Source organism: Prevotella sp. Rep29, from assembly GCF_019551475.1.
In the GTDB taxonomy this organism is placed as follows: Bacteria; Bacteroidota; Bacteroidia; order Bacteroidales; family Bacteroidaceae; genus Prevotella.
This window is the reverse complement of record NZ_CP047159.1, coordinates 380,083-405,053: the sequence shown is the minus strand read 5'-3', so window position 1 is coordinate 405,053 and position 24,971 is coordinate 380,083. Positions and strand designations below refer to the sequence as shown.

The 24,971-nt window shown below is 47.3% G+C and carries 19 protein-coding genes; 11 read left to right on the top strand and 8 right to left on the bottom strand.

What is annotated here, in order from left to right:
* Positions 1 to 8 precede the first annotated feature (8 nt).
* From GRF55_RS01705 to rplS, 4 genes are read left to right on the top strand one after another with little or no spacing between them, the layout of a single operon-like run.
* Positions 9 to 947 (top strand): C10 family peptidase, encoded by a 939-nt coding sequence (locus tag GRF55_RS01705; RefSeq protein WP_220368841.1) that lies wholly within the window; start codon positions 9 to 11, stop codon positions 945 to 947.
* Positions 948 to 958: 11 nt separating this feature from the next.
* Positions 959 to 3,211: a M6 family metalloprotease domain-containing protein gene (locus tag GRF55_RS01700; RefSeq protein ID WP_220368840.1), complete on the top strand. Its 2,253-nt coding sequence runs from the start codon at positions 959 to 961 to the stop codon at positions 3,209 to 3,211.
* 50 nt (positions 3,212 to 3,261) lie between these two features.
* Positions 3,262 to 3,489 (top strand): hypothetical protein, encoded by a 228-nt coding sequence (locus tag GRF55_RS01695; RefSeq protein WP_220368839.1) that lies wholly within the window; start codon positions 3,262 to 3,264, stop codon positions 3,487 to 3,489.
* Positions 3,476 to 3,841, top strand: coding sequence for a 50S ribosomal protein L19 (rplS, locus tag GRF55_RS01690; protein WP_220368838.1), 366 nt, complete (start codon positions 3,476 to 3,478; stop codon positions 3,839 to 3,841). The genes GRF55_RS01695 and rplS overlap by 14 nt, the downstream gene beginning before the upstream one ends.
* Before the next feature lie 109 nt (positions 3,842 to 3,950).
* Here rplS and fucP read toward each other — a convergent pair whose 3' ends face one another.
* On the bottom strand, positions 3,951 to 5,246 hold the full coding sequence (gene fucP, locus GRF55_RS01685; protein ID WP_220368837.1) for an L-fucose:H+ symporter permease: 1,296 nt from the start codon (positions 5,244 to 5,246) through the stop codon (positions 3,951 to 3,953).
* A 108-nt stretch (positions 5,247 to 5,354) separates the two neighbouring features.
* Between fucP and dxs the strand changes: the two genes are divergently transcribed.
* From dxs to GRF55_RS01665, 4 genes are read left to right on the top strand one after another with little or no spacing between them, the layout of a single operon-like run.
* Complete coding sequence (gene dxs, locus GRF55_RS01680) at positions 5,355 to 7,244, top strand: 1-deoxy-D-xylulose-5-phosphate synthase (RefSeq protein WP_220368836.1); 1,890 nt, start codon at positions 5,355 to 5,357, stop codon at positions 7,242 to 7,244.
* Positions 7,245 to 7,288: 44 nt separating this feature from the next.
* Positions 7,289 to 8,632 carry a Trk system potassium transporter TrkA gene (gene trkA, locus GRF55_RS01675; RefSeq protein ID WP_220368835.1) on the top strand — a complete coding sequence of 448 codons (1,344 nt, stop codon included), beginning with the start codon at positions 7,289 to 7,291 and terminating at the stop codon, positions 8,630 to 8,632.
* A gap of 42 nt (positions 8,633 to 8,674) precedes the next feature.
* Positions 8,675 to 10,132: a TrkH family potassium uptake protein gene (locus GRF55_RS01670; protein WP_220368834.1), complete on the top strand. Its 1,458-nt coding sequence runs from the start codon at positions 8,675 to 8,677 to the stop codon at positions 10,130 to 10,132.
* Positions 10,133 to 10,148: 16 nt separating this feature from the next.
* The gene (locus GRF55_RS01665) at positions 10,149 to 11,111 is read left to right on the top strand and encodes a type I phosphomannose isomerase catalytic subunit (RefSeq protein ID WP_220368833.1); all 963 of its coding nucleotides are present in this window, start codon (positions 10,149 to 10,151) and stop codon (positions 11,109 to 11,111) included.
* Between the two features lie 323 nt (positions 11,112 to 11,434).
* Here the strand turns inward: GRF55_RS01665 and GRF55_RS01660 are convergent, their stop codons facing one another.
* Both GRF55_RS01660 and GRF55_RS01655 read right to left on the bottom strand, forming a co-directional pair.
* Positions 11,435 to 12,478 (bottom strand): DUF4435 domain-containing protein, encoded by a 1,044-nt coding sequence (locus tag GRF55_RS01660; RefSeq protein WP_220368832.1) that lies wholly within the window; start codon positions 12,476 to 12,478, stop codon positions 11,435 to 11,437.
* Positions 12,479 to 12,523: 45 nt separating this feature from the next.
* Positions 12,524 to 13,363 (bottom strand): AAA family ATPase, encoded by an 840-nt coding sequence (locus tag GRF55_RS01655; RefSeq protein WP_220368831.1) that lies wholly within the window; start codon positions 13,361 to 13,363, stop codon positions 12,524 to 12,526.
* A gap of 129 nt (positions 13,364 to 13,492) precedes the next feature.
* Here GRF55_RS01655 and GRF55_RS01650 point away from each other — a divergent pair, with 129 nt between their 5' ends.
* The 3 genes from GRF55_RS01650 to GRF55_RS01640 all read left to right on the top strand — a co-directional run bounded on the left by GRF55_RS01650 (position 13,493) and on the right by GRF55_RS01640 (position 18,127).
* Complete coding sequence (locus GRF55_RS01650) at positions 13,493 to 14,071, top strand: GNAT family N-acetyltransferase (RefSeq protein WP_220368830.1); 579 nt, start codon at positions 13,493 to 13,495, stop codon at positions 14,069 to 14,071.
* A gap of 12 nt (positions 14,072 to 14,083) precedes the next feature.
* Positions 14,084 to 16,081, top strand: coding sequence for a glycoside hydrolase family 97 protein (locus tag GRF55_RS01645; protein WP_220368829.1), 1,998 nt, complete (start codon positions 14,084 to 14,086; stop codon positions 16,079 to 16,081).
* Between the two features lie 651 nt (positions 16,082 to 16,732).
* A complete protein-coding gene (locus GRF55_RS01640) occupies positions 16,733 to 18,127 on the top strand; it encodes an MATE family efflux transporter (RefSeq protein ID WP_220368828.1) in 1,395 nt (464 codons plus the stop codon).
* On the opposite strand, the gene GRF55_RS01635 is transcribed toward GRF55_RS01640, so the two are convergent.
* The 5 genes from GRF55_RS01635 to GRF55_RS01615 form a co-directional block, all read right to left on the bottom strand.
* Positions 18,124 to 19,068 carry a nitronate monooxygenase family protein gene (locus GRF55_RS01635; RefSeq protein WP_220368827.1) on the bottom strand — a complete coding sequence of 315 codons (945 nt, stop codon included), beginning with the start codon at positions 19,066 to 19,068 and terminating at the stop codon, positions 18,124 to 18,126. The two genes, GRF55_RS01640 and GRF55_RS01635, sit on opposite strands and share 4 nt — an antisense overlap.
* Before the next feature lie 259 nt (positions 19,069 to 19,327).
* Positions 19,328 to 20,869 (bottom strand): IS1634 family transposase, encoded by a 1,542-nt coding sequence (locus tag GRF55_RS01630; RefSeq protein WP_172774742.1) that lies wholly within the window; start codon positions 20,867 to 20,869, stop codon positions 19,328 to 19,330.
* A gap of 167 nt (positions 20,870 to 21,036) precedes the next feature.
* A complete protein-coding gene (locus GRF55_RS01625) occupies positions 21,037 to 21,819 on the bottom strand; it encodes a DNA alkylation repair protein (RefSeq protein WP_255563814.1) in 783 nt (260 codons plus the stop codon).
* Between the two features lie 174 nt (positions 21,820 to 21,993).
* Complete coding sequence (locus tag GRF55_RS01620) at positions 21,994 to 24,159, bottom strand: DUF262 domain-containing protein (protein ID WP_220368826.1); 2,166 nt, start codon at positions 24,157 to 24,159, stop codon at positions 21,994 to 21,996.
* Positions 24,160 to 24,172: 13 nt separating this feature from the next.
* Entirely contained in the window at positions 24,173 to 24,970 is a 798-nt protein-coding gene (locus tag GRF55_RS01615; protein WP_220368825.1) for a hypothetical protein, read from the bottom strand.
* Position 24,971 lies beyond the last annotated feature (1 nt).

Sequence of the window (24,971 nt, the reverse complement as noted above, 5' to 3'; positions counted from 1 at the left end):
TTGTTTTTATGAGAAAATGTATTATTAGCGTTTGGATTTTTGTCTGCCCTATATTAGCAGTTGTTGGACAGACAACTATCAAGGAGTCTGTTGAACCCTTGCTAAAAACAGCATGGGGACAAGATGCTCCTTATAATAATATGTGTCCGACAAAAACCAACGATAGCGGGGAACAGCAACACTGCCGAGTTGGATGTGTCGCCTGCGCAATGGGGCAAGTCATGAACTACTATCAATACCCCGAAGTTGGAATTGACTCGTGGACAAACATTTTCAACTCTTCTTTAACTGCCAATTTCGGTGAAACGCATTATAACTGGACAAATATGCGGAACAGTTATATCGGTTCATATACAGATGATGAGGCTGAAGCTGTTGCTACATTACTCTATCATTGCGGAGTGTCAGTAAATATGATTTATGGGCTACAGTCAAGTGCAACATTTACAGCTTTCGCTAATAATATGGTTTCAGCCCTAACCCGTTTTTTTGGCTACGAACAAGAAGGTCTCCGAAGTGTAAATCGCAGCCAATATACAAAAGAAGCGTGGCTGCAACTAATCTACGAGAACCTCTCTGCCGGATATCCTATTATTTATAGTGGAAATAGCGCAACCATGGGTGGGCATACATGGGTGATAGATGGATATAATAATGAAGGGAAAGTACATATTAATTGGGGATGGAATGGCATTTCAAATGGATATTATGATATTGATCTAACAGAACCAGGATTTGATTTTAACAAAAGTCAATCAATGGTTATCGGTATTAGACCTCCATCAACCGCAACTTCCATCAAGATACAGACGAATGATTTTTCCTATCCCGATGGTAAAAATATAGATATATACACTATTGACGGAAGGAAATGTTCAACAACAGATGTAAACGACTTGCCTAAAGGGATATATATTATCAATAGAAAAAAAATAATTATAAAATAAATACGTTATCTATGAAAAGATTTTGGATACTTGCCATCTTATTGTTATCACTGACAACAAGCCTTGTTGCAGGAAATCTAGTGAAGAGCAATTTGGTTTGTTTTGTCAGATTTGCAGATGAAACTGCTGAAAGTGTATTTGATAATTACAACTTTACACATTATCATACACTGTTTAATGGAACAGCAGTAAATGCAAATACGGTATATAACTACTTCAAACAAGCTTCTTATGGGAAATTGGATTGGACCAGTGTATTCTATCCAAATCCTGACGGAACTACAATTGTTTCCTATCAGACCCAACAAGAACGTGGCTACTATCAATATAAAAGTAGCATCAACCCAAATGGTTATGACAAGGATGATGCCGTGGCTATGGCTGCTCGTGAACGGGCATTGGTAAAAGATATTATAAACCATCTGAACAGCAATATCTCATCAGAGATGGTCATTGATGCAGACAACGATGGAATTGTAGATAATTTAACCATTATTCTGAGTGGATCATCAGACATCAGTGCAAGATATTTACTTTGGCCGAAGCGCGCTGATCTTGTCTCCGCGACAAATGAATTTATGATTAATGGAAAAAAGGTTGTGGGCTATATTCTCACTTTTGACAAATCTAATGGTTTTGACTTGATGAACAACATTCCCATCAACACAGGGGTGCTTTGCCACGAAATGTCGCACGCATTAGGGACATACGACCTCTATCACGCCAATGACAATTTGAATCCCGTAGGTGTATGGGACTTGATGTCCGACAATCAGGTCACTGCACAAAACATGACTGTCTATACAAAATGGCGTTATTGTAAATGGTTGGAAGAAGAATATGGAAGCGACGGAATTCCTGAAATTACTGAGCCAGGTGTATATACGTTGAATCCTGTGGGAAGTGCGACCCCTGAAAACATCGCCTATAAGATCAAGCCTATCGGCAGTAACGAATATTTTGTGTTAGAATACCGAAAAAAAGAGGGGTTCGACAGTAATCTTCCTGAGTCAGGACTAATCATTTATCGCATAAATCCTGCTTTTAGTGGAGGAAACTTAAACTACAACGGAACTACCCGCCTAGATGAACAATACATTTTCCGTCCGGGAGGAACAACAACAGCTGACGGAAACATCAGTCAGGCAGCATTCAGTGCAGACAACGGAAGGACTGCATTCGGAGGATTGGCAGAGCAGAAACCATTCTATAGCGATGGAACAATTGCTAATTTTGCAATTGCCAACATCTCCTCTGCAGGAGCAACTATTTCGTTCGAACTTCTGGCAGCAGAAAAACAACTGATTGTGTCAGACGAGGACGTGATCTTGAATGGTGCAGAAAACAGTTCAGCAAGTATTACTATATCGTGTGATGATGCATGGAATATCACAGGAATACCTGACTGGCTGACCGTCTCACCGACAAGCGGTACTGCCGGAACTGTGACAACTATCACTATTACTGCCACAAGTGATAACACGACAGGGGCTGAACGACAAGCAGTGCTGACAGTTAATGGCATTACCGATGCCACACTTACTAAAAATATAACTGTGAAACAAAGTCAGAAAGCTGGTGGTGTCCTTATCTTCGAGAACTTCGAAAACACAGGAAATCCTTTAGGATGGATTATTGAAAACAGCGGAGAAACAGGAAAAGGATGGCAATATACGGAAGGAACACCAACTGGAAAAAACAAACAAATGGTGCACAGCGGAACCCATGCCATGACAATGGCAGAGGCGTTTTGGGGAGGAGAACATCAGGTTGCAAAACTTACTTCACCCTCATTCTCCAATGGAAAGACGTTGACATTCTATTCTCACACCAATGGCGGTAATGCAACTCCAATTCTTAAACCCTATTATCGGGTTGAAGTGAGCAGTGATGGTGGCGAGAACTGGACATCTATCTTCGACGTGCTCAGCGACTATCCCCGTGACGAAAATGGTGAAACCGTTAAGCCAGCTGTCGGCTATGTCAAAATAACGCTCGACTTGTCTGCGTACCTATCCGATAACATGAAAATCCGTTTCCACTGCTATGATGCGGATAACGACGGACTGAGCTATTGGTGGCAGATTGATGATGTTGAGATATCAAGTAGTGAGACCTCTGGTATTTCAACCATTGAAACTGAAACACCTAATAAAGATAATGGAAATCATGCCATTTATACGATAGACGGAAAAAATGTAACAGGAAAAGATCTTCCTAAAGGTATTTACATTCAAAATGGAAAGAAAATAGTTATCAAATAGAACGTTTTTCAATAAACAATAATTCGAGCTAAGAATAGTTAAACACAAGAATGGAGAATGCACAAGCGTCCTCCATTTTTTCTATTTCTGAGATTTCATTGAAAAGCGCAGCCACTGTTAAAAACCAAAAAAAATCTATGAGAACTTTTTGTTTTCCAGAATTTTGTGTTAACTTTGCAACCGTTTTCGGCGTAACCGCTGGCAGTGGAAGTGTCATTAGCCATGTTGCGTTGGAGTTTCTATCAATTAAAAGAATCATTAAAGATGGACTTGATTAAAGTTGCCGAAGAGGCATTTGCAACTGGAAAGAACTTCCCTGAGTTTAAGTCGGGAGATACCATTACGGTTGCTTACAAAATTATTGAGGGCTCAAAGGAGCGTATTCAGTTGTACCGCGGTGTTGTTATCAAGATTTGCGGTCATGGCGAGAAGAGACGTTTCACCGTTCGCAAGATGTCTGGAACGGTTGGCGTTGAGCGTATTTTCCCGATTGAGTCTCCGAACATCGACAGCATTGAGGTGAACAAGCGTGGTAAGGTTCGCCGTGCGAAACTGTACTACCTGCGCAAGCTCACCGGTAAGAAGGCACGTATCGCTGAGAAGCGTACGCTGACTCGTACAGAGGAATAAAAACCGGACAGTTTCAATTGTTCCACAAAAAAGGGTTAATAAAAAATCTGCATCATGCGAGTGATGCAGATTTTTTTATTGTTTTTGGCGGAATAAGTCGGGGAAACGGCTATCTCCTTTGTTCCCGCCATCCGTAGATGCCCACGATGATGAAGCAGAGGAGCGGCAGGGCAAAGGATACATTGACGGCTGGCATTCCCATGATGCTTCCGTTGTCGATAATCATGCCCTGCAATGGAGGCATGAGTGCACCGCCCACGATAGCCATGACGAGGAATGCGGCTCCGAATGTCATATCTTCCGACTCTACGTTTTCCAAGGCAATGCCGTAGATGGTGGGGAACATGAGTGACATGAACAGGCTGATGCCGACGAGACAGTAGAGTCCTGCGTGGCCGATGATGAAGATGGTGCCCAGCGTACAGATAATGGCGCCGCACGCAAAGGTGACGAGCAGTTTGCGCCCGTTGATGTATTTCATGAGCATCGTGCTGATGAATCTGCCGAAAAGGAAGAAAATCATCGCAGCAATATTGAATTTCTGTGCCGTCGCCTTGTCGATGCCCAGTGCGTCTGCGTAGTGTATGATGAATGTCCACACCATGATTTGCGCTGCCACGTAGAACATCTGCGTGAACACTCCTTCACGGTATGAGCGGTTTTTCCAGAGCCGTGCCAGTGAGCCTCGGTGCGAACGGGTTCCTTCTTTCTCAGAGAGCGTCTGTGCGGAATTGTCGATTTTTGTGATGGCAATCAGGATGAATACGCAGACCACCACGAGTCCGATGATGACATACGGATTGCGGATGATTGCCAAGTCGTGCAGGCGGATATAGTCTTTCGTCGTTTCAGAAAGCGAAAAGAAAACCAGTTCTCCAGCCTCGTTGCGCTTGTCGGAGATGAGTTGTGGCAGTACGAACTGCGAAGCCACAGCCATTCCGCAGAGCGACCCGATGGGGTTGAATGCCTGTGCGAGGTTCAGTCGCCGCGTGGCTGTCTCCTTCGAGCCTAATGAAAGAATCAGCGGATTGGCCGTTGTTTCGAGGAAAGCCAGTCCGAAGGTGAGGATGTAGAGCGAGATGCAGAAGTATGAGAACTGCTGATATGCCGCTGCGGGGATGAAGAGAAATGCGCCGATGGCATAGAGTGCCAGTCCGAGCAGGATGGCTTTCTTGTAGCTGTACTTCCGAATGAAAAGTGCAGCAGGAATAGCCATCGTGGCATAGCCTCCGTAGAAGGCAAACTGAACGAGGGCAGCCTTGGCGGCAGAGATTTCCATCAGTGTCTGAAACGCTGCCACCAGCGGGTTGGTGATGTCGTTGGCAAATCCCCACAAGGCGAAAAGTGTGGTGATGAGAATAAACGGAATGAGATACTTTTTCTCAACCAGAGTTGTCTTTTGCATACGTTTGTTTTTTGTTTCCGTCTGCAAAAATACGAAAAGTTCTTTATTTTCTCTTCGTTTAATCGGAAATTTCAGTATCTTTGCAGCGCAATATGGAAGTGTTTTTTCATGGAAAAAAGCAAATTCAGGCTTTTAAGCCAAATTACATATCCTGAGGACCTCCGGAAGTTGGCTGTCAGTCAGCTGCCGGAAGTCTGCAAAGAGCTGCGTGAAGATATTGTGGACGAGCTCTCTGTCAATCCCGGACATCTTGCATCCAGTTTGGGTGCCGTGGAAATCACGGTGGCGCTGCACTATGTGTTCAACACACCCGACGACCGGATTGTCTGGGACGTTGGACACCAAGCTTATGGACATAAGATTCTCACAGGGCGTGGAGAGGCTTTTTGCACGAACAGGAAACTGAATGGTCTCCACCCATTCCCCACTCCTGCGGAAAGCGAATATGATGCCTTTATCTGCGGACATGCCTCCAACTCCATCTCGGCAGCGCTGGGAATGGCAGTGGCATCGAAGCTGAACGGAGAGAAAAAAGAAGGCGCAGAACGAAAAGTTGTTGCCGTGATAGGCGACGGCGCGATGAGTGGAGGACTGGCATTCGAAGGACTTAACAACGCTTCTTCCATACCAAACGACATGCTCATCATCCTGAACGACAACGACATGAGCATCGACCGCTCGGTAGGCGGCATGCGCCAATACCTGCTCAATCTCAACACCAACGAGACTTATAACAACCTTCGCGACAAGGCTTCGCGATGGCTGAAGCGCAGGGGTATGCTCAACGATGACCGCCGTCACGGACTGATTCGTCTGAACAACGCCCTCAAGTCTGCCATCAGTCAACAGCAGAACGTATTCGAAGGCATGAATATCAGATATTTCGGACCGTTTGACGGGCATAATGTCGAGGAAGTAGTCCGACTGTTGCGCCAACTCAAAGACATGAAAGGTCCGAAAATGCTTCATCTGCACACCACAAAGGGCAAAGGATATGCTCCCGCAGAGCAGTCGCAGACCATCTGGCACGCGCCGGGTAAGTTTGATGCGGCAACAGGCGAGCGTTCTGCCAGCAACACCGAGAACACGCCGCCGAAATTCCAGGACGTATTCGGAGAGACGCTTTTGGAGCTTGCCCGTGCGAACGAAAAGATTGTAGGAATCACACCTGCCATGCCGTCAGGGTGTTCGATGAACATCATGATGGAGGCGATGCCCGAACGCGCTTTCGACGTAGGAATTGCCGAGGGGCATGCCGTGACGTTCAGTGCCGGATTGGCGAAAGAAGGTTTGCAGCCGTTCTGCAACATCTATAGTGCGTTTGCACAACGGGCTTACGATAACATCATCCACGACGCTGCCATTCTGAACCTGCCAGTCGTAATCTGTCTTGACAGGGCAGGACTCGTAGGAGAGGACGGCGCAACGCATCATGGGGCATTCGATTTGGCTTATCTGCGACCGATTCCCAACCTGACGATAGCCGCTCCGCTGAACGAGCATGAGCTGCGGCGGTTGATGTACACCGCGCAGCTGCCGGGAAAAGGCGTCTTCGTGATACGCTATCCGCGAGGCTGTGGCTCGCTGGCAGACTGGCGCTGCCCGTTAGAGGAGGTCGAAGTGGGAACAGGTAGGAAATTGTGCGACGGGACAGATGTCGCCGTGCTGAGCATCGGTCCGGTAGGTAACGAAGTCACTAAGGCGATAGAGCGTTGCGAGCGTAGTGTTGCCCATTACGACATGCGTTTCCTTAAACCCCTCGATGAGGCTATCCTTCAGGAAGTGGGAAGCCGTTTCCAAAAGATTGTCACGATAGAGGACGGCGTCAGAAACGGAGGACTGGGCACTGCCGTGACGGAATGGATGAACGACCACGGGTATCATCCGCAGATTGTGCGCATGGGACTGCCCGATTCGTTTGTGGAACATGGAACAGTTAAAGAACTTCACCACATCGTCGGACTCGATGCGGAAGCCATCCTGAAAGAGTTGCTTTAAGGAAAAATGAAGTTTGAACGATAGGAATAAAGGATTAAAGGGATATGAAGATTATCATTTCAGGCGCATATGCCATCGGTACTCATTTGGCGAAACTACTTTCGCGCACCAACCAAGACGTGGTGCTCATCGATGATGACGATGAGCGTCTCGCTGCCATCAGCAGCGATTATGACTTGATGACACTCAACGCGTCGCCATCAAGTGTCAAGGCACTGAAAGATGCCGGTATCAGCCACGCAGACCTGTATATTGCGGTCACTCCAGACGAGAATCTGAACATGCACAGTTGTGTCGTGGCACATGCCTTGGGAGCGAAGAAGACGGTGGCGCGCATCGATAATCATGAATTCATCACGGAAGAAAACAGGGAATTTTTCAAGAAACTGGGCGTCGATTCGCTCATCTATCCGGAGATGTTTGCTGCCCGCGACATCATCAGCGGACTGAAGATGAGTTGGGTGCGTCAGCGCTGGGATGTGCACGACGGTGCCCTCGTAATGTTGGGTATCAAACTAAGGGAAAGCTGTGAGATACTGAACCAGCCGCTGAAAAACCTGTGCGGTCCCCAAGATCCCTATCACGTCGTAGCCATCAAGCGACATGGCGACACCATCATCCCGAGTGGTAACGACGAACTGAAACTGTATGACCTCGCCTATTTCATGACGACGAAGAACTATATTCCCTACATTCGTAAGATAGTGGGAAAGGAGCATTATGTGGATGTGAAGAACGTGATGGTCATGGGTGGCGGAAAGACAGCTGTCCGAGTGTTGAAGAGTCTGCCTGACTATATGGAGGCAAAAGTGATAGAGACCGACGAGAAACGTTGCGAATACCTTAACAATGTGCTCGATACCGACCGTATCATGGTCATCAATGGTGACGGACGGGACATTTCGTTGCTTATAGAAGAAAACATCAAGAGCACCCAAGCCTTTGTCGCACTGACAGGTAGTGCGGAAGCCAATATCCTTGCCTGTCTGACGTCGAAACGGCTGGGCGTTCGGAAAACAGCGGCAATGGTTGAGAATCTGGACTATGTGAACATGGCAGAAGGACTGGATATTGGTACGATTGTCAACAAGAAAGCACTGGCTGCCAGTCACATCTATCAGATGATGCTGGATGCTGACGTGCAGAACATGCGATTCTTGATGACTGCCAACGCCGACGTGATAGAGTTTACAGCGCAGCAGGGCTCGAAAGTTACGCGGAAAAAAGTGTTCGAACTCGGTCTGCCGAATGGAATGACAATCGGTGGACTGGTGCGTCATGGTGTCGGTCAGTTGGTTTCCGGAGGAACTCAGATAGAGACTGGCGATACCGTCGTCGTGTTCTGTCATGAAGTCAACATGAAGAAGGTTGAGTCGTTCTTTAAGTAGCAGGACCTCAGAATCGTTTTACATACACAGATAAGTGGCAAGATGATCAACTTAAAACTAACCTACAAGGTGCTCGGTTCTTTGCTTTTTCTCGAAGCAATGTTCATGCTGTGTTGCCTGATTATGGCGTTCTGTTATAAGGAGGACGACGTATTGGCATTTCTCGTGTCAATCGCAGTGACGCTGGGTGTTGCCATGTTGCTGAAACATCTGGGCAGAGACGCAGAAAACACGATGAGCCGGAAAGATGCCTACCTGATAGTAACCACATCATGGCTTTCTTTTACCATACTCGGTGCCCTGCCATATCTGATTGGCGGCTATCTGACCAATGTGACAGATGCCTTCTTCGAGTCCATGTCGGGATTTACGACAACGGGAGCAACCATACTGGACGATGTCGAGGTCTTGCCACACGGGATGATGTTTTGGCGCTCGCTGACGCAGTGGATAGGCGGTCTGGGTATCGTGTTCTTCACCATCGCCATCCTGCCGTCACTGGTCGGTGGTAATGTGCGGGTATTCTCAGCCGAAGCAACCGGACCGTTGCGGGCAAAATTACATCCGCGTCTCAGTACGACGGCAAAATGGATCTGGACGATATACTTCATGCTCACGATTACCTGTTGCGGGGCGTTCGTGCTGGGAGGAATGGACTGGTTCGACAGTGTGAACTACTCCATGACCACCACCGCAACCGGCGGTTTCTCAACACACAACGACAGCGTGGGCTATTTCCATTCTCCGACACTCGAATATCTGGGAGCACTCTTCCAATTCCTGAGCGGCATCAACTTTACGGTCCTCTATCTCGCATTGTTCAAATTCCAGTTCAAGTCGCTGTTCAAAAACTCCGAATTGCGGTTCTATATCCTTCTGGTTGCCATCTCAACCATTTGGATCATGGTGCTGCTCATCACTCGCAACGGATATGATTTGGAACACGCATTCCGAAGTTCACTGTTCCAGACGGTCTCGTTCATCACCACTACCGGACTGTTCAGCGACGATGCCGCACTTTGGCCGCATGTGACGTGGGGAATACTGGGAATACTGATGTTCTTCGGAGCATGTGCCGGCTCCACCAGCGGTGGTTTTAAAAGCATCCGGGCACTCATGGTCTTCAAGGTGATCCGAAACCAGTTCAAACAGATACTCCACCCAAAGGCTGTGTTGCCTGTAAAAATCAACGGACAGAGCATTATAGCATCCAGTATCAACACGCTCATGGCATTCTTTGCAATCTATGTGATAGCCTGCGTGTTCACCACCATCGTCATGGTATCCGTCGGCATTGACAACATCAATGCCATCACCATCTCGTTGAGCTGTATCAGCAATGTCGGACCCACGCTCGGAACGCAAATAGGACCGGAGATGTCGTGGAGCATCTTGCCCGACAGCATCAAGTGGCTGTGTTCCGGACTCATGCTCATGGGACGTCTGGAAATATTCAGTGTACTCGTGCTCTTTACTCGTGCATTTTGGAAAGACAATTAAAAAAACTACAGAAAAGATGGAACCAATCAAATTCAAGCCGTTATTGAAATCCACCCTTTGGGGAGGGGAGAAAATCATACCGTTCAAACATCTCAGCACCCAGCAGCAACAGGTGGGAGAAAGTTGGGAAATCAGTGGAGTGGAGAACAACGAGACAGTCGTTGCCGAAGGCATACATGCAGGGAAAAAACTGAATCAGGTTGTGCATGAGATGAAAGAGCAACTTGTCGGCAAAGAGAACTATCAGCGCTTTGGCGATGAATTTCCGCTACTCATCAAGTTTATCGACGCCCGCCAAGACCTCTCCATACAGGTGCACCCGGATGACGAGACAGCCCACAGGCAAGGAAAAGCGCGGGGAAAAACCGAGATGTGGTATCTCATGCAGAGCGACCCGCAAGCCAAATTGTACAGCGGACTGAAGAAAGAAATCACCCCCGAGGAGTACAAGGAAATGGTGGAGAACGACACTATTTGCGATGCGCTGGCGCAATATGAAGTCAAAGAAGGCGACACGTTCTTCCTTCCCGCAGGGAGAATCCACGCCATCGGAGACGGCTGTTTCCTTGCTGAGATACAGCAGACCAGCGACGTCACCTATCGCATCTATGACTTCAAGCGAAAAGACAAGGACGGCAACTATCGCGAACTGCACACTGAACAGGCGGCAGAAAGCATCAATTATGCCGTTCTGAACGATTATCGCACACACTATACTCCTGAGAAGAACAAAGGCATCACGCTTGTCAGCTGTCCGTATTTCACAACTGCCGTGTATGACCTTGATGAGGAAATGACAATCGACTATGCAGAGCTCGATTCGTTTGTCATTCTTATCGCGCTAAAGGGAGAGGCAACCATCACAGACAACGAGAACAACGTCACGACGCTCACCGAAGGAGAGACCATCCTTATTCCCGCGACGACCAAGGAATTGCAAATAAAAGGAACGGTGAAGTTCCTCGAAACCTACGTCTGACGTGAATTTGACGGAGAGATAACCACCCCAAATCACCATTGCATAAACATACGGAAAAGGACGTATAAATATACGGTTGAACTTTCGCTTTCCAAAAGTTGAACTTTTGCGCTCTAAAAGTTCAACTTTCACCGCCTAAAAGTTCAACTTTTGCAAGCTAAAAGTTGAACTTTTGAAAAGCACTTCTTAACGTATTGAAATACAGGAGTTTATAAAACGGATTCTAATCGCTCCACCCTTGCATAAATATACAAAAGCAGCCGATGGCTGACCGAGCGGAATGATGGAGCAAAATGGGAAGTGTCATCACCCTCGCATGATTCTTATATCCGCTCACGCTGTGTGTCAAGTTTGGCGGTGTCGCTTTGTCTGTCTTCTATTTTCAGAAACGCTTTGACGTCCTCCAGCAAGTGGAGAAACGGCGTTGACTCCACATAACCGGTGTTTCGCCTCAACATCATCGGGACTTCCGACACGCTGTGCCCGTAGCTTGACAGTTCGTTGCGTCGCTGGGTACCGTGAACGGCGTTGCGTGTGATTTCATTCTCGCGCTCCTGACGCAAATAATTGCAGACTTTTGTCAGCATCGGGACAGCCACTTTATTGAAGAGATGATGCCCCTGTATATATAAATAGGTGCTGTCGGGCGACACTCCCATGCTCTTCAACTCCGCCTTTAACGCCAGGTAACTCTCCTTCGCATCAGGATTCCTTCGCTCCAATTCTCCGACCATCCGCCCCGCTTTCCGGCGGACATTTGCAATGCAGGCATCGGGATTCTTCAGATTGAAATTGCCTGTCTCAATCACACGATTGAAGTCAGACATGGTAAACTCGCCGTATCGGTTCTGGCGATAGTACCAGATGTTCCATACAAAAAGTGGGAATATAGCCCGGGAGAAAGCAACAAGATAATCAGAAAAGTTGAAAATGGCGTGGTCGTTGAGCGTAACCATCACGCAGACATCATGCAGCGACGGAGCGTAGCACTGAAAATTCTCAATCGAATAGACATAAGTGTGGAAGACATAAGGGCTTTTCACGACACGCTCCGACATGCCCGTGGCGCCCTGCAGCAGCCAGTCATAGTCGGCATCCACACAGGCAATCATGTCTCTGCCCACGTGGGCGTACAGCAAGTTCATCAGCACAGGCTTCTTCCCGCGCGACAATCCTCCGCGCGAAGGCAGCATCACTTCGAAGTAGCGTGTTTCATCCTCAAACCGACTGAACACCGTGCGCCAGAAAAAAACATCATCGTAACTTTCCACATAAGCCACAATCCGGCGACGGGCACGCTTTGAAGTCATGCGGTTGGCAGCCTCAAAATAGCCCGATGAAAGGTTATCGCGTAGTCTTTTAGCCATTCTTACAGTGCTTTCTTGCCCGTTCCACGTCTTCTACAGATACTTTCATTGGTCAGTGATGTCGCTCACCTCCGTCACACAATCCATCCAACCATTCATAATCACGGCGGGAGAATGGGTCGTCAGAATCACCTGGACATTGGGATTCAGCTCCACAATCCGGTCAATCAAGACCTTCTGCCACTCGATGTGCAGACTCACTTCCGGCTCATCCATGAAAAACACATGCGGCAAATTGTCCTGAACGAGTACTGTCAGCAAGATTGCCAGAATCTGTTTCTCACCGCTTGACAGCTGGTAGGGATACAATGTCTCGCCAATCTGGGAAAACATGATTTCATTCTCCGTGCGCACAATCTTCTTGCCCGTGTCGGCAAACAAGTCGTCGAGCATGTCCTGGAACTTGCGCTTAGGCTCGCTCAGCTGCCCCGCACGTTCAGTAGCGTCAGGACCGCCAGCCTGCAACACCTCAATGATGCGGTTGCCGATGTTCACCTGATAGTCCAGATATTTGCGCTGCAACTGAAACAACTGCCAGTCCAGTTCAGTTGCCAAATTGATATCCAGCCGCTCAATGCGTTCGCGGTTCATCAGTGGACGGTCAAAAGAACGAATCACATCAAAGCGAATCCACTTGGCATCTTCGGGAAAGACTTTCAGGCGGACACCCTTCAGCATGTGACTCGGAAACTCACCGCCGGCATACAAGCCCTTGATGACCTTGTTCAGAATCGTACTCTTGCCCATGCCGTTCACACCGCTCAGGATGTTCACCTTGCGATCCAGATTCCATACCACATGTTTCTTTCCCGACCAGAGTGAGTCAATCTCAATCTGCTCGATATATTCCGCATATTTCACATGCGATGCTTTCTTCTCGTTCATACCTCAATCCATTTTAGAACTACTTGCAAAAATAAGAAAAAATCCCCATACAAGTAAATTTCCCGAGAGAAAAACTCCGAAATATAAGAAAAAATCATTAACTTTGTTTGCGCATAGATACGATGACTCATGGAATTATGTTATGCTAAACGTTCACAGTCGAAGGAGATTGCGCGGCTGATTATGTCAGCGATGAGTGAAGATTGCTGCCGGTGGTTTGCCGGTCCCGACCACACGCTGGCTGATTTCGAACGCATGATGACCACGCTCGTTGAGCGGGAAGATTCTCAATACAGTTACAAAAACACGCTGGTGGCGCTCACAGAAGACCAGGTTCTTGCAGGTATTCTCGTCTCTTATGACGGTGCCGACCTCCTGCCGCTGCGGAGAGCATTCATCGAAGAAGCAAAAACTTTCCTGCAAAGAGACTTCTCTGATATGGACGAAGAGACACAGGCGGGAGAACTCTATCTCGACAGTCTCGCCGTATTGCCCGCATATCGCGGGCAAGGCATCGCCACCCGACTGCTTAAAGAATCTGTCAAGAGGGCGCAGGCATGCGGCTTGCCCGCCGTGGGGCTGCTCGTAGATTGCGGAAATCCTAATGCTGAAAAACTCTATACCAATGTGGGCTTCCGCTTCGTCAACGATGCCATGTGGGGAGGACACCCCATGCGCCATCTCCAATATCCAGTAACTAACCATTAAAAAACAGACAATATGAAAACAAAAAACTTGATTCTCGCGCTTCTTGCTGTGCTCGCATCACTGACGATGACAGCAAAGAACACTTATGAACTGCAATCACCCGACGGAAAACTCCGCGTGACGATTCATGCAGACAACCAACTGAAGTGGAGCGTTAAGCATCAGCAGACCGTCGTCCTGCAACCTTCAGACATTGCCTTGCAGTACAGCGAAGGGAAAAACAGCAATACGCTTGGCAAAAACATCAAAGTGAAGCATGCAAAAAGCGAACAGCATCGAGGGACATTCCAGACTGCCGTTTATTACAGAAAACAGATACAGGACAACTACAACAGCCTCACGCTCCAAACCTCTCAGGGGTTTTACGTGGAGTTCCGGGCATACGACGACGGGGCGGCATATCGTTTCGTGCGCACGAAGAAAGGACAGGCAACCATCATGCGTGAGACGGCAACATTCCAGTTCGGAGGAGATTACCAGGCGTTCGCACCTTATTATAATAATACCATCAAAGGAACACGTTACCAAACTTCCTTCGAATCGCTCTATACCGAGTGCAAAATCTCTGAAATCAATCCCGACACGCTTGTCATGAATCCCGCAGCTATCTGTCTGCCCGACGGCAAAAAGGCGGTCATCATGGATGCTGCGGTGGAAGACTATCCCGGCATGTTTCTCGTTAAGGACGGGCAGAACACCCTTCGTGCCGACTTCGCTCCCTACCCGATGGAAGTCATTTACAGAGAGCGCAACGTCATTCCACAGCGGCGGGCTGACTATATCGCCCAAATCAGTGGAGCATGTGCCCTGCCGTGGAGGGTCGTCCTCGTGACCGAACACGACCGGCAACTGCTCGACTGCGACATGGCACAGCGACTGGCACCGCCTTGCCGGATAAAGGACACGTCGTGGATTAAGCCTGGAAAAGTGGCATGGGACTGGTGGAACAACTGGAACCTGACCGGCGTCGATTTCCCGGCAGGTATCAATACTGAGACTTACAAATATTATATCGACTTCGCAGCCAACAACCGACTAGAATACATCATCCTCGACGAAGGATGGAGCAGTCCGGAAACGCTCATGCAAATCGTGCCAGCCATCAACCTTGAAGAACTTGTGCGATACGGCAACGAACGAAATGTCGGCATCATACTCTGGGCAACATGGCGAAACACCATGAGAGACTTGGACAATATCTTCGCGCATTATTCCAAGATGGGCATCAAGGGATTCAAAGTCGATTTCTTCGACCGCGACGACCAAATCGTTGTTCGCGACGTGAAGGCTATCAGCGAATGTGCCGCAAAACACCACCTTTTGCTCGACCTGCACGGCATACGCGCCTTTGGAATGCAGCGCACCTATCCGAACGTCCTCAACATCGAGGGCGTGAGAGGGCTTGAACAGACGAAATGGGACGGAAAGAAAAATGGAAAAATCCAGACCGATTTCCCGAGATATGACGTCACATGCCCATATCTGCGAATGCTGTCCGGACCGATGGACTATACTCCGGGCGCCATGAAGAACGCAATACCAGCCACCTTCAACAGCGATTGGGGCAACCCGATGAGCCAAGGAACTAGAGCGCATCAGGTGGCGATGTACGTCATCTATGACGCACCGCTCCAAATGCTCGCCGATAGCCCGTCCAAATACATGAAAGAGCAGGAAACAACCGACTTTATCGCGCAGATGCCGACCACCTTCGACGAGACCATCGCGCTCGACGGAGCCATCGGGGAATATATCGTTATGGCAAAGCGGAAAGGCAATAAATGGTATGTCGGCGCACTGACCAACTGGACGGAACGGGATTTAAGCATCGACCTCACACCATTGAAACTGCAATCTTCGGAAGCTGTTGTCTTCGCCGACGGAATCAATGCCAAGCGGGATGCCACCGACTACAAATGCACGAAAGTGCGCCTGTCTTCCGCCGAACCGCTGAAACTGCACCTCGCACCGGGAGGCGGATGGGCAGCCATCATCGAGACGGCTCCATAAAGACTGGTGCAAGTGGCTCATGCAACGTCAAAATGTAAGTCGTTGAATCTTGTCAAAATTGACCTATATCAATAAAATGTCGCTTTTAGGAAAAATAATCACCAAAAAGTGCGCTGTGTGCGCAAACATTCTTATTTTTGCAACGTGAAAAGAGCATTTAGGTCATAGGAAATTATAGAAAAGATTAGCATATCATGAGCTCTTTTTAGTTAAAAAGGTTGTATTAGGATGACGTGACGGACAGTTTCTGAACAAAAGGAACTGTCCGTCACACTTTTTATACCACCGTTCATACGGAATGGCGGGCAAATACACATTATATATAAAGGGCGGCGGGCGAATCGGTGTATCCTCCCGAATTCAGTGAATCCGTTTTCTCGGTCTAATGACCATGGAATAGATTTATTTCGTCCTGTGCTCGCTTAATCGTAACTTTGAATAAGTTTTTCGCACAGCTCAACAACTCGTGTTCTCGCTTAATCGTAACTTTGAATAAGTTCCTCACGCTCGACAATAAAAATAAAACCAAACTTTTATTTTGTATTGTTCTCGCTTAATCGTAACTTTAAATAAGTTACTTCATCTCGGCATAAGAAATAAATAAATTTATTTCGTTCTGCTCTCGATTTTTCGTAACTTTGCAACTCCAAAATGGTTTTTTCAAAGACGAGAAGTGAAGCACTCCTCTCACAAATCCGCGGCGGACTGCCGATGAACAGAGGGGATAAGCTCAACTTGATATTCCAGTTGAGCCTACCTTCGATATTGGCACAGGTGACGAGTGTCATGATGTTCTTCATTGACCAGGCGATGGTGGGACGTATCGGTGTGGAGGCTGCCGCTGCTTGCGGACTGGTGGAGTCCAGCACATGGTTCTTTGGTAATCTCACTTCCGCTGCCTCAATGGGATTTAGCGTTCAGGTAGCCCATTTCATCGGTGCAAACGATTTCAAGAAAGCCCGTTCGGTGTTCCGACATGGGTTGATTTGCACGTTTGTTCTGAGCGTCATGTTGGCATTGGTGGGCATCGCCATCTCTTGGAAACTCCCCTTTTGGCTGGGTGGCGGTGCCGACATTGCCGGTGATGCGACGACATACTTCTTTGTGTTCATGTGCATCATGCCCTTCTTCCAGCTGTCAAGCATCTCCGGAGCGATGTTGAAATGCAGTGGAAACATGCGCATCCCGAGTATCATGAGCGTTCTGATGTGTCTGTTGGACGTGGTTTTCAACTATATCTTGATTTTTGTTTTCCACCTTGGGGTGCTCGGCGTGGCGCTCGGAACGGCGATGGCAATCGTCATTGGCGGTTCGGTGCAAGCCTATTTCGCCATATTCCGCAGTGATATTCTCACGTTGAAACAAGACCGTGAGCCGTTCACTTTCGTGTGGGAATACCTTCGGAACGCTTTGAAAATCAGCGCACCGATGGCTGCCCAGTCGTTTCTGATGAGCGGTGCGCAGATTATCAGTACGCGTATTGTCGCACCGTTAGGCAACGTAGCCATCGCTGCCAACACGTTTGCAATCACAGCAGAGAGTTTGTGCTACATGCCGGGCTACGGAATAGGCGAGGCGGCGACAACGTTGGTCGGTCAGAGCATGGGTGCCGGACGTCGCGACCTGTGTTATAGTTTTGCGCGGATGACCGTCTTTTCCGGAATGATTGTGATGGCTGTTATGGGTGTTGTGATGTTTGTGACCGCTCCGCAGCTCATGGCATTGATGACCCCGGTGCAGGCTATTTGTGACTTAGGAGCCGACTGTCTGCGCATCGAAGCTTTTGCCGAGCCGATGTTCGGAGCTTCGATTATTGCATATAGCGTTTGCGTGGGAGCTGGCGACACGTTGCGTCCTGCCGCCATCAATCTCTGTTCGATGTGGCTGGTACGTCTGACGCTTGCCGCTTTGCTTGCTAAGGATTATGGTTTGCGGGGCGTTTGGATAGCAATGGCTATCGAACTGGTATTTCGCGGTACGATATTTCTCATCCATCTGCTGCGTGGAAGATGGATGAAAGGATTGATAGAAAAGTCTGCAAACTAAAAATTTGCAGACTTTTCTTTTGCCGTGTGGAACTCATCTACAAGACGTTTCATCACTTCTGCAACGGGATGGACGGCTTTTATCGCAGAAGCAATCTGACCGATTTCCACCTCTCCGTTCTCAATGTCGTCTTCGAAAATGCCGCGTCGTGCAGAGCCTGGAGGAACCAGTTTCAGCAAATCTTCCTTCGAAGCGCCTTCTTTCTCTGCTTCATCAATGCGGCAATAGAGCGCATTTTTTACCAGTCGGGTGGGTGAAAGCAACTTCAGCGTGAGCATCGTGTCGCCTTCTTCCAACGTTGTGCAGCGCGTTTTGAACGCCTCCGAAGCACTACTCTCCTCCGTCAGGGCGAAGAGCGTGCCAATCTGTACACCTTCAGCACCCAGTGCCATGGCTGCAAATATCGCCTCGCCACTGGCAATGCCGCCCGCAGCAATCAGCGGAAGCGACGTAGCTTTCCGCACTTGGGGAATCAGCGTCATCGTCGTAGTCTCCTCCCTGCCGTTGTGACCACCAGCCTCGAAGCCTTCACAGACCACAGCGTCCACTCCAGCCTCCTCGCATTTTCCGGCAAATTTTGAACTTGAAACGACGTGGCACACCTTGATGCCGTGCTCGTGGAACAGGGCTGTATATTTCTTCGGGCTGCCTGCCGAAGTAAACACTACCGGAACTTTTTCGTCAATCACAATCTTTACAAATTCCTCAGTAGCCGGATTCATCAACGGCAGGTTGACACCCCACGGCTTGGTAGTCGCCGCTTTCATTTTCTGAATATGCTCACGCAGTAAATCAGGTGTCATGGAACCAGCCCCAAGCAGACCGAGCCCACCGGCATTGCTCACCGCTGCAGCCAAGCGCCATCCACTGATCCATACCATACCGCCTTGAATAATCGGCAATTCGATGCCGAACAATTCTGTTACTCTGTTACTCTTCATACTCTAAGGTCTATTTATTTTCAAATGCAAAGATAATCATTTTCTCCCCTAATCAGTCGGATTATGCGACTTTTTGTAAAGTTTGTCGCTGAAAATGTATGTTAGCCGTTCCGAATTACCCCCTTTTCTTAATTGTTAAAATGTCAAGATTTCACCCGAAAGATAGCCAGATGTACAAGAACAATTTAAAAAGCAGGAAACAGAAGAAAAATGGAGAACGCGCAAGTGTTCTCCTGACTTCGTCAATGCGCCACCCAAATTAAGATTTGTTGCCAGATATGTCGAAAAGTGGTTTCACTGCGAGGTGCTTCTCCGTCAAGAAGAGTGTCTTAGTGAAGTAAGTCCCGTTTTTAGGCATCCTTACCCTGATTGTCGTGATAGTTTTGGCTGCCTCAAGCACCTTATCGACACTCATCCCAATCTTGTTAATGGCAATGAGTCGCTCCAGTTCCTTATATACCTTATAGGCGATGAAGCAAATGCAGACATGTGCCTCTATCCTACGTTCTGTAAAATGAAACATCGGACGCATTTCCAGAGTTCCTTTTGAAATACGGAATGCACGTTCCACCACCCAGAGTCCATGATACTCGGCAATGACACGCTCGGCGTCAAGGTCTGTATTGGTGATGTAGCCCTTGAGTCCGTCCCACTGGCAGTCCTCTGCAATCTTCTCTTCGCTGATGACGACTTCTATGTCCTTGCTGATTTCAAGAAACTTGTTGTAGCCACGCTTGTTCACCTGACTCTTCGTGATGCGTCCGGTCTTATAGGCTTTTCTCAATCGGACAATTCCGCGGTCACGGTTGTAGGCATCCTTCTTTGCACGCTTGTCGGAATAACTGACGATAAGTCTTTCCCCATTCTCACGTTTGTAGTCGTAACAGGCTTTATCAACCTTCTCTAAAGAGAGAATCCATTGCTTCACGCTTGCGCTCTCGCTCTTGATGCGGGCTCCAAGTATGTAGTTGTAGCCAGCCTCCTGCAGCAAAGTGACATTGTTCTTGTTCATCAAGCCTGAGTCTGCCACCACAACAAAATCTTTCCCCAGATTGAAACGCTGCTTGAAGTCATCTATCATTGGTATCATGGTGAAGCCCTCATACTGGCTGCCGTTGAACAGAGAGTATGAAAGCGGGTAGCCTCCTTCTGATACAAGCAGACCGAGTATAACCTGTGACTCTGCCGTCTTTCCATCCTTTGAAAACCCCGGTTCACGCAATACGTCCGTCTGTGCTGTCTCAAAGTAGAGCGTCGTCACGTCGTAGAACATCAATCCAATCTTGCCTCCGAACAGTTTCCGGGTGTGCTCTACGCTAATCTGCTGCGCAAGCTCCATCTGGGTATTGTAGAGCTTGTCCATGTAGCGATAGATGTGGTTGAGGTCAACATCTTCATCATAATATGACTTCAGGTAATCTACTGTGGCAAGTTTGCTTCTGGGCTGCGACACCCTTGCGATTACCAAATGACGCAGAATCTCATCGGGAATCCGGTTGAAGCCGATGCTGTCATAGACTTGATCAAGCAGAAGCCGAGTACCGTTTATCAACACGTTGTCAATATTGCTAAGGAAACGCTCTGTCTCCTCGACTTCCTTTCCCTTGCGGTCATCAAAGTCAAGTTCTTGCTGACCGCCAAATGAACGTATCCATGCAGCAGCCTTATCGCATAATGAATGTATTTCCTCTTCGGATGTAGAGGAGCCAAACGATTTTATTTCTTTATACTTTCCACTCGCTTTACTGACCACTACCACACTTGTAGAGCCGGAACGATTGTGTTTCTTGCGTACATACATGGTGCAAAGGTACACGTTTTTCGCTTGCGCCACCCAAACCACCCAATAATTTTACGTAACTCGCTGATTATCATTGTGCGCTATATGATGGCGCAAAAAAGTGATGAAGTCAGGAAAAAGCAGGAAACAGAAGAAAAATGGAGAACGCGCAAGTGTTCTCCATTTTTTTATTTCTGAGATTTTATTGAAAAGCGCAGCCACTCCCGGCGCTCTTCCTCAGACATCTTTTCTATGGCGTAACGGAGGGCGGTGCGAGGCATCTCGTGAGCATGGCGACACAGGAAACCACGAAGTAAATCCATTGAGACACGCTTACCCATCTCACGCAACATCCAACCAACAGCCTTATGCATCAAGTCGTGCGAATGATGCAAGTGCATCTCAGCATAACGCAAGCACCACGAGGCATCGCCCTGCTGTGAGGTTGTCCACGTACAGACCATACTTATCCGCTGTCTCCATAGGCTCTGACTCCTCGCCAACCCATCAAGCACCTGTAACTTATGACTGTCTGTCCCGTCATCAAGTTGGGTCGGCAACAACAGCCACGCCCCCAAGATTTTCGGAGCCGAGAGATCCACTAAATCCCAGTTGCTGGCTCGGTCGGCATATTGCAGATACATGGTCAGAATTTCGTCGCGCTTTCTGATTGCCTCGCCATCATATTCCAGCCGTTTTTTCGAAAGTCGTTCAAACTGCGATACCATCAGCAGCAGACCACAAAGCCTCACCTCATGCCAACGAGACATCAACAACTCAGGTACTTCACTCAACGGACAGTCTTTGCATTGCTTGACAATCTCGCGCGTCTGAGGAACTTTCAATCCCAAGAACTCATCACCTTCGCCATACTCCCCTTTTCCTGTCTTGAAGAACCGCATCAACACCTGCCGCTGTTCCTCATTGTATAGCGACTCCATGTATTTGATAATCTCCGTTGCTTTCATCATCACTGCAAAGATAATGATTTCCTTACTTCACCTCCTCGAATGTAATCATATATGAGTATCAATTAGTTACATGTACTTGGTACAAATATGTTGTATAAATTCCATAGTTTAACCATCTTGAATGTTATCGCCAAATCCTCTCAAGACCTTTATTTATCGGCGTTTTGAACATCATTAGTCCTCTACGCTGTCAGAGATTGCATTATCATTTAGCGGTACTAATTCAAGCTCTAGGTCAGAAGGATTGATACCAACTTCTTTCATAATATAAAGCAGAACCGACCGTTTCGTTCTCGTATCATTAGATGACCACACATAACAATTATCAGCAACTTTCGTCGTGTAATTCTGTTCATGCGAATATAGGTTGTTGTTGCGAGTGGCCAAATAGAGCATTTCAGATGGCTTTTCGTTGAAGATGAGCTTGCACATTTCCATCAGCATCATTTTCCATGACAAAACTTCGTGTCGAGCTCCCTTATAGCGGAACCCCGAAATACTTCTGCCCTTCAGCTCTGTGTCATCGTCATCAATAGAAACAAGTTCCATTTCCCTTTCAAGTGGCTTATACTGCGATGTTATCATGGGCCATAGTTTAAGAAAATTCCTCATCAGAAGTTCGCCACGTTCCTTCAACTCAGCCTCTGTCCACAGAAGATGCGTCTTCATGTAGTTGCTGAGTTTGAAGGCAGAATCCTTGTATCCATACACGGTGAATTCATGTTCCTCTTTCGTCTCTTTATCCTTCTTTTTATAGGTATAACCATTCCACTTATCACTATAAGGACGGTTGCTGTAATCCAGGTTATACCCAGTAAGCGTAAGATTGGCAAATGTATGAAGATACTGTTCATGTATGCGTTCGGCTTCAGGGCCAAGGTCATTCTTCCATTGTGGTGAAAGATGCTGTGGCATGATATGTTCAATGGAAATCTTGCCATCATTCATTTTCTGTATGATATTCTCATCATATTCTTTGCTGTCAAGATTTTCCATGCGCTCGAAAAGGAATGCACGGTAAGAAGCAGGAATCTTGTATACCTGTCTCTGTGGAAAATAATATTCGATGTTTGCATCCGTCGGAAAAACACCCGTACCCTGTTTCTTTAGGATAAGAAACTTCATCACCTCCACATAAGGAACTTCTACCTCCAGTCCACGTTTTCTGTGCGTATCATAAATGCGCATGACGTCATTATGAAGTACAGCAAACGACTTTGCCATGTAGTTTGCTGGCCAGCCGCAGATAATACGGCGTGCCCAGTAGTTCTCTACTACGTCGAAAACTGCATATTGCTGCTCCTCGCTCATCTGCGTTTCGTTGGCGTAATTCAAGAAAAGCATATAGAACGGCATACACACGTTAGAACCGATGCTCGCCAATTGCCTTAGTTTCTTGTTAATTTTTGGGCTGTCCGTCTCACCTTTAAGCGCAATCTTATAGTATTTGGCAAACTTCCACATATCAGCCAACAACTCCTTGCGCGGGATGTTGCTCTTCTCGTCGTAAGCTTTGAAGTCAAAGTACAGCTCGTCGATGTTGCTTATCTCTTTGTTCTTGATGGTAAGGTAATCACGGATGAACATGGTTGGCTCACCGCCAGTTGCTTGCTCTATTTTACGCCAGTAGGTATAATAGTATTCCTCCTGTTCTTCCTTAGTTAAAGACATCAGGAGGTAGTTGCGAACTTTATCCGCTTCTTCCAAGTCCTTACCACAAGAGTTAAGACTTTCAAATATCAGCTGAGGGTTATCTTTGCTATCCAAGCAAATATCGATAATGATAAGCTTTTCTATAGACTCGATAAGGTCTTCAAAGACCAATTTGTGCCCCTGGCAAGTTATCAAGCTGTAGAAGAACTTATAGTTGCTTGTGATACCTGATTTTTCCGCTGGTATAAACTGTTCCTCATCGTTGCTGAAAAGCTTGTCGTATGCTTCCATATCATCATCGATGGGACGAAGCTTAATCTTTCGGTCTCCACGACGATACTTTGCGAGCAAGTATTTCTCCTTCGTATCTTTAAGAAATTCCTCGTTTTCGCAAATCATATCCCCATTCTGAACAGCATTGATTGCAGCCAGTATTAGAATGGAAATGGTAGTGATACGCTGCTGTCCGTCGATAATCAACAGGTCGTTTTCCGTTTCACTGGCCTTAACAGATACTATGCTACCAAAGAAATGGCTGAACAAGTTGAACTTGTGTATCTTCTGTAAATCAGAAAACAACCTCTGGCAGTGTTTCTTCTGCCAAGCATATTTACGTTGGTACAACGGAATCAGGAACAATGCTCTGTCATCGTTAAAATATATACGAAGTTTCGTTGCGTCTCTCATATTTGTTTAATATTCAATTGGAATAATATTTGTTATCAATGATATTCTCATCAATCTTGATGTAGAGGTCGCCGGACCTGTGCTTCAGCTTCTTGGCGAGTGTTTCTGTTGTGGTATTCCAGAACCAGGCAGGGAAGGTGTACTGTGCAAACTGAGCGGCCAGCTTATTAGGGAGCTTGTACTGGTTGGCAATGTTCCAACTTAGATTTGCCAAGTCATGCTGCGTGAGTTGCATCTTCTTGCCAGTTCTCTCAATCTTGATCGGAAGTGTGGGTACGACAACACCATGAACAACTAGCGAAACGATGCACTCGTTCACTTGGAACAGTTCTTCATCAGTGAAGTCGAAAGCCATCAGAGTTTGACGGACATACGCTTGAATCTTTGCCAACTTTTCTTCGTCGGCTTTCTCTTTTATGGCGATGAATTGTTCACGCTCCCTTTTACAAGTCTCCATGAATCTGCGCAGACGCTCCTCTTGATTAAGGACTTTGTTATGTTCTGCCATTTCTTCAATGGGAGATTGTTGAACAGGCTTTTCAACCGGATGCTCGGCGATGTATTTCTGTATCGCCTCCACCTCTATACGAGGACGGACATGCTTTTGGTATGCCTCAACATAGGAAAGAGCTATCTTTGCACCCGCCCAGAAGCACAATCGAAGGAATCCATAGAAGCAACCAAACAATAATATTGCTATGGCGGCACACGGGATATATCCCCAGTGATGCTTACCGCATATCAGAATGGAAAAACCGATCGCCAATAATGCAAGCAATACGGAAATCGTTATATGAAACCACTTTGGCATA